Origin of the sequence: Limimaricola litoreus (assembly GCF_024159025.1) — a bacterium.
In the GTDB taxonomy this organism is placed as follows: domain Bacteria; phylum Pseudomonadota; class Alphaproteobacteria; order Rhodobacterales; family Rhodobacteraceae; genus Limimaricola; species Limimaricola litoreus.
This window is the reverse complement of sequence record NZ_JAMYXC010000293.1, coordinates 1-5,344: the sequence shown is the minus strand read 5'-3', so window position 1 is coordinate 5,344 and position 5,344 is coordinate 1. Positions and strand designations below refer to the sequence as shown.

At 69.6% G+C, this 5,344-nt stretch carries 5 protein-coding genes; all 5 read right to left on the bottom strand.

Annotation, left to right across the window (positions count from 1 at the left end; genetic code table 11):
- A partial coding sequence (locus tag NHG85_RS17875) for a DEAD/DEAH box helicase (RefSeq protein WP_253334955.1) occupies positions 1-935 on the bottom strand: 935 nt, incomplete at its 3' end.
- A 139-nt stretch (positions 936-1,074) separates the two neighbouring features.
- Positions 1,075-3,075, bottom strand: a complete 2,001-nt coding sequence (locus NHG85_RS17870) for a TRAP transporter permease (RefSeq protein WP_253334954.1) — start codon at positions 3,073-3,075, stop codon at positions 1,075-1,077.
- Positions 3,072-3,554: a DUF1850 domain-containing protein gene (locus NHG85_RS17865; protein ID WP_253334953.1), complete on the bottom strand. Its 483-nt coding sequence runs from the start codon at positions 3,552-3,554 to the stop codon at positions 3,072-3,074. The genes NHG85_RS17870 and NHG85_RS17865 overlap by 4 nt, the downstream gene beginning before the upstream one ends.
- Complete coding sequence (locus NHG85_RS17860; RefSeq protein ID WP_253334949.1) at positions 3,551-4,510, bottom strand: TAXI family TRAP transporter solute-binding subunit; 960 nt, start codon at positions 4,508-4,510, stop codon at positions 3,551-3,553. The genes NHG85_RS17865 and NHG85_RS17860 overlap by 4 nt, the downstream gene beginning before the upstream one ends.
- 310 nt (positions 4,511-4,820) lie before the next feature.
- On the bottom strand, positions 4,821-5,111 hold the full coding sequence (gene rpmB / locus NHG85_RS17855; RefSeq protein ID WP_253334947.1) for a 50S ribosomal protein L28: 291 nt from the start codon (positions 5,109-5,111) through the stop codon (positions 4,821-4,823).
- Positions 5,112-5,344 lie beyond the last annotated feature (233 nt).

Sequence of the window (5,344 nt, the reverse complement as noted above, 5' to 3'; positions counted from 1 at the left end):
GCCTCGGCGCGGGTGACCTTTTCGGTGACCAGCCGCGACATGCCCGATCCGGGATCGAAACGGGCGCGGCGGGCGCGCCCGGCATCGACGACGACGCGGATGTCGGGGATGGTGAGCGAGGTCTCGGCGATGGCGGTTGCGAGCACGATGCGGCGGCCCTCTCCCGGCTCCAGCGCCTCGGCCTGCCGCGCGGGCGGCAGCGCGCCGTAAAGCGGCAGCACCGGGCAGCCGAGCCGCCCCTCCAGCATTCCCTGCACGCGCCGGATCTCGCCCTCTCCGGGCAGGAAGACGAGGATCGAGCCCTCGCTCTCGCGCGCCGCGCGCTCGACCAGATTTGCCACCTCGGTCTCCAGCCGCGCGCGGGCGGGCAGGGGGCGGTCGAGCCAGCAGGTCTCGACCGGGAAACTGCGCCCTTCGGAGACCACGACGGGCGCGCCCATCAGATCGGCGACGGGCTGCGCATCGAGCGTGGCCGACATCGCCACCAGCACCAGATCCTCGCGCAGCGCGCCGCGGATCTCGAGGCACAGCGCGAGGCCGAGATCGGCGTTGAGCGAGCGTTCGTGGAATTCGTCGAAGATCACCGCGCCCACGCCCGAAAGCTCGGGATCGGATTGCACCATGCGGGTCAGGATGCCCTCGGTCACGACCTCGATCCGGGTCGCCGTGGAGACCTTGGCCTCGCCCCGAATGCGAAAGCCTACCGTCTCGCCGACCCTTTCGCCCAGCGTCGCGGCCATGCGCTGCGCCGCCGCGCGCGCGGCAAGGCGGCGCGGCTCCAGCATGACGATCCGCCCCGCGACATGATCGAGCATCGCCAGCGGCACGCGCGTCGTCTTGCCCGCGCCAGGGGGCGCCATCAGCACCGCCTGCGTCTCGCGCTCCACTGCCGAAAGCAGCGCGGGAATGGCATCGTCGATCGGCAGTCGGGTCATGGCGCGCCTCGGGCTGGCCGGGCAGGGGGCGCTGCCGGGGCCGTTGATTGCAGCTTGTCTCGTCGGCCTGTCGACCCTGAGTACGGCGAACTGTCAAGGCGCCCCTCCCGGCGGCGTGTGCCGCCGGGACGAGCCCTTTTCAGCTTGCCGCCACGGCGCTCTCCCGCCGCGCCGTCGCCGCGTTCAGCCCGAGCACCGCCACGATCACCGCGGCGCCCACGGCCTCGACCGGCAGCGCCGGCCAGAACACCGCGACCACGCCCGCGGCGGCCAGCACCCGCGCCCAAAGAGGCATGGGCGCGAAAAGGTGGCCTTCGAGCACCGCCGCGAAGGCGGTCAGCGCAATGATCGCGAGAAACCCGTTCCACAGCACCAAGGGCACCGGCCCGCCGACGATGATCGGCTCGTTGAACACCATGAACAGCGGCACGAGGTAGAGCCCCTTGGCGAATTTCCACGCCTGCACCGAGGTCTCCATCGGCGGGGCATTGGCGATCGCCGCCCCGGCAAAGCCCGCCAGCGCGATCGGTGGCGTGACGTTGGAATCCTGGCTCCACCAGAACACCACCAGATGCGCCACCAGCAGCGGTATGCCGAACTCCTCGGTCAATGCCGGGCCGATCAGGATGATCAGCACGATATAGGCCGCCGTGACCGGCAGCCCCATGCCGAGGATCAGGCTGGCCAGCACCACCAGAAGCAACGCCAGCAGCATGTTGCCGCCCGAAAAGGCGATCATCATGGCCGAGAACTTGAGCCCGAGCCCGGTCAGGCCGACCACGCCGACGATGATGCCAGCCAGCGCGCAGGCCACCGAGACCGCCACCGCGTTGCGCGCGCCAAGCTCGAGCGCCTCCGCGAGCTTGGCGAGGCCCAGCCGCGCCAGCGCCACGCCGCCCGCGATGGTCGGGCCGCTGCGGGCGAAGGTGAAGAGCGCCCGCAACACCGCCGAGGCGACCACGGCGAGGATGGCGTAGTAGCCCACCCGCATCGGCGAGTAGCCCGCGACCAGCAGCCAGACCAGCACCCCCAGCGGCAGGAGGAAATGCCAGCCCTCGGCCAGCACCCTGCGCACGCGCGGCAGCTCCTCTTTGGGCAAGCCCTCGAGCCCGCGCTTCACGGCCGCGATATGGACCAGTAGGTAGACCGTGCCGAAATAGAGAAACGCCGGAAAGATCGAGACCAGCACGATGTCGATATAGGGCGTGCGGGTGAATTCGCTGATCAGGAAGGCGCCGGCCCCCATCAGGGGCGGCATGATCTGGCCGCCGGTCGAGGCCGCGGCCTCGATGCCGCCAGCCTGCGCCGGGCGGTAGCCGAGCTTCTTCATCAGCGGGATGGTGAAGGCGCCGGTGGTGACGACGTTGGCGATGGCCGAGCCCGAGATCGAGCCCATGCCGGCCGAGGCGATCACCGCCGCCTTGGCCGGGCCGCCGCGCTGGCGCCCCGTCGTGGCATAGGCGAGATCGATGAAGAACTTGCCCGCGCCGGTCACCTCCAGAAAGGCGCCGAAGAGCACGAAGATGAAGATGAAGGTCGCCGCGACCCCGAGCGGAATGCCGTAGATGCCCTCGGCGCCAAGCGTCAGCTGGCTGGCCAGCCGGTCGAGCGAATAGCCGCGGTGGTTGAGGATGCCGGGCAGCCAGTCGGCGAAAAAGGGCAGCTCGCCGCGGTTGCCGGCGAAGGCATAGACGACGAAGACCGCGCCGATCACGGTGATCGTCGGCCCGATCGCGCGGCGCGAGGCTTCGAGCACCAGAAGCGCGGTGATCACCCCCACGACCACGTCCTGCGTGCGCGGGAAGATGGCGTTGGCGATGGCGTCGATGTTCGACGGCACCCAAAAGCCCACCAGCACGCCGCCGAGGATCAGCACCCCGTCGATGGCCCAGCCGAGCGCACCGCGTGGCCTGTTGCGGGTGACGGGATAGATCAGGAAACACAAGACAAGGATGAAGCCGAGGTGGATCGGGCGCTGGAAGAAGAGCCCCAGCGGCTGCACCCCGGCGGCGTAGAGCTGGAACAGCGACAGCGCGATCCCGATCACCGCGATGGCGCGCAGCGCGAGCTTCGGCTGCGCCTGCTGGAGTTCGGGCGGCAAGGGCGCGGCGGTGGCGGGCCGCTCCTCGGGTGGGGTCATGGGCTGGGCTCCAATGCGATGCGGATGCGGGCGCGCGCGGCGCGTTCGGAGAGCGAGACGGTGGCATCCCCCACGCTCAGGCGGTGGTCGACGGCCATGGAGCCGGCGCGCAGGACGTAGGCATTTTCCGGCACGGGCTCATCGATGCCGGTGATCCAGTAGCCGCCGTCACCGTCTGAGGCCTGGGTGCCGCGGCCGGGGATGTGGCCGAGACCTGCGGCGAAATCGGGCTGGTGCGAGCGCATCAGCACCATGCGCCCGGCTTGGTTCTCGTAGCAGTCGGCGACCTCGAAGCCCTGCACCGAATGGCGCCAGAGCACGCACCATTCGCCGCCCTCGGGCATGGCGAGGCGGGCGATCTCGGTGCCGTCATCGAGCGTCGCGGTCAGGGTCGCGGCGCCGGCGCGGGTCTGTGCGGCGCCGGCATGGGCGAAGAGCAGGAGGGACAGCGCCCCTCCCGCCAGGTGGCGTCGCTTCACGGGCGCAGGTCGTCCGGGATCTCGGCGCCCGCTTCCTCGAAGTAGCGCAGCGCGCCCGGATGCAGCGGCACCGGGGTCGCATCCATGGTGAACTCCACCGTGGTCTCGTTGGCCGCCGGGTGCACGGCCTGCAGGTCGGCAATGTTCTCGTACATCGCCTTGGTGATCTGGTAGACCGTCTCTTCGTCGGTCTCGGACGACACCACCAGCACGTTCGGCACGCCGATCGTGGCGACATCCTCGTCGACGCCCTCATAGGTGCCGCCCGCGAGCGACAGCGCCGCGAAGGTCGGATCGGCCTCGGCTGCCGCCGTCACCTGCTCCTCGGTGAGCGAGATCATCCGCACGTCCTGCGTGGTCGCGAGGTTGAGAATCGACGAGGTCGGCGCGCCGACGCTCCAGAAACCGGCGTCGATGTCGCCGTTGGCGAGCGCGTCGGCGGTCTCGTTGAAGTTCAGCCGCTGCGCCTCGAAATCATCGAAGGACATGCCGTTGGCTTCGAGCAGGGTCATCGCGTTGACCTCGGTGCCCGACCCCGGCGCGCCGACCGAGACCCGCTTGCCCGCGAGATCATCGATGGAGGAGATGCCCGAGTCCGCGGCGGTCACGATCTGCACCATGTTGGCATAGAGCGAGCCCACGGCGCGGATCATCGGCAGTTCCTGCCCCTCGAAGCGGCCGGTGCCGGAATAGGCCTGCTGCACCGTGTCGGCGAGGCCGATGGCAAGGTCGGCGTCGCCGGTGGCGATCAGCCCCATGTTTTCCACCGAAGCGCCGGTGACCTCGGCAGTGGCGCTCATGCCCTCGACATGGTTGTTGATGACCTCGGCAAGCCCGCCGCCCATGGGGTAGTAGACACCGCCGGTGCCGCCGGTCGCGATCGAAAGCTGCGACTGCGCGGCGGCCGATCCGGCTGCCAGCACGGCGGTCGCGGCGAAAGCTAGGATGTGACGCATGGTTTCCTCCCTGTCATGCTTGGCGCAGAGCCTATCGGGAGATGCCCGGTTTTCAATGGGCTATCGACAGGCAGGGCGTCATGGCCGCCGATGTCGCGCGACTGCGGCCGTGCGAAAGGCACGCTTACTTCCGGGCGAACCGCTTCGGAGCACCTTGGGGGCGACGCCTCTTGTCGGTAAAGCGGAGAGGGGGCGCTGCCCCCGGCCTGCGGCCTCCCCCGGCGTATTTGGGGAAAGATGAACGGGAGACGCGAAAAGGCCCGGCGTCTCGCGAGAGAGCCGGGCCTTTGGGATCGCGATCCGAAAAGGATCAGGCGTTGGCCGCAGCGGCCTTCGCAAGCTCTTTCTTGACCTTCAGCGCGGCATCCGAGAGATCCTCGGCCTTCGCCTTGGTGAGGAAGGCGTCAAGGCCGCCACGGTGGTCGACCGAGCGCAGCGCATGCGAGGAAACGCGGAACTTGAAGCCGCGGCCCAGCGTGTCCGACAGCAGCGTCACATCCTGCAGGTTGGGCAGGAAGCGGCGGCGGGTCTTGTTGTTGGCGTGGCTGACATTGTTGCCAGTCATCGGGCCTTTTCCGGTCAGTTCGCAACGGCGCGACATGGTCTCATCCTTCGTGTCTCGGGGCCTGGCAGTCACCCGCGCCCGAAAGGCACGGGATACGGCGTCGGCAACAGGGCCGGGCCATGAATTCGGTCAGGGGGCCTTACGGGGATTCCATGGCCCCGTCAAGCGCCCGCATCAGCGGATTGAGCGCCTCGCGCGCCGCCGCCCCCGGCGCGGCATGGCCCGCCTCGACCTGCGCGCGCAGCGCGTCGAGCCGGGCATTGGGCAGG